This is a genomic window from Rhizobium sp. 18055 (assembly GCF_902706285.1).
In the GTDB taxonomy this organism is placed as follows: Bacteria; Pseudomonadota; Alphaproteobacteria; order Rhizobiales; family Rhizobiaceae; genus Rhizobium.
Genome location: NZ_CACSKD010000251.1, coordinates 1 through 451 on the forward strand (window position 1 = coordinate 1; position 451 = coordinate 451).

The following is a 451-nucleotide window of genomic DNA, read 5'->3' on the forward strand; positions in this document are numbered from 1 at the left end:
CGGTACCTACAGGGCTGCCGCCCCCTTCAGTCCCATGTGACCAAGCTGCACCAGCGCGCAGGCATCAAGGGCGGCTCAACCCACTCTGGGCGACGCACGTTCGCGGGCAAGGTGCTTGCCACCACGGGCGACATGGAAACTGTTGCGCAGCTCCTTGGGCACACCAGCATCGACTGTTCGCAGCGCGATGTGGGCGTTGACCAAGACACGCTGCAGGCGATGTTTGCCGACGCGATCGAAAGCCCTTGACGATCCCATTCTTTCTAATTAAGATATTTTAAATATTAATAAGGTTTTTTGGAATGGCGACCTTGCAGCAACAACTGAAACGCCTGGAGAAGGATGCGGACCTAGTGATTGGCTTGCGGGATGCCGCAAAGACAAGCGGTGGTCGCCTCACCCCTTTGGGCAAAGACCTCCTCCACGCGTTGGTGAACAACGGCTTCCCCAA

At 57.2% G+C, this 451-nt stretch carries 1 pseudogene; it reads left to right on the forward strand.

Features of this window, described 5'->3' with window-relative positions:
• Positions 1–249, forward strand: a pseudogene (locus GVL52_RS28975) (hypothetical protein); the annotation flags it as partial.
• Between the last annotated feature and the right edge of the window lie 202 nt (positions 250–451).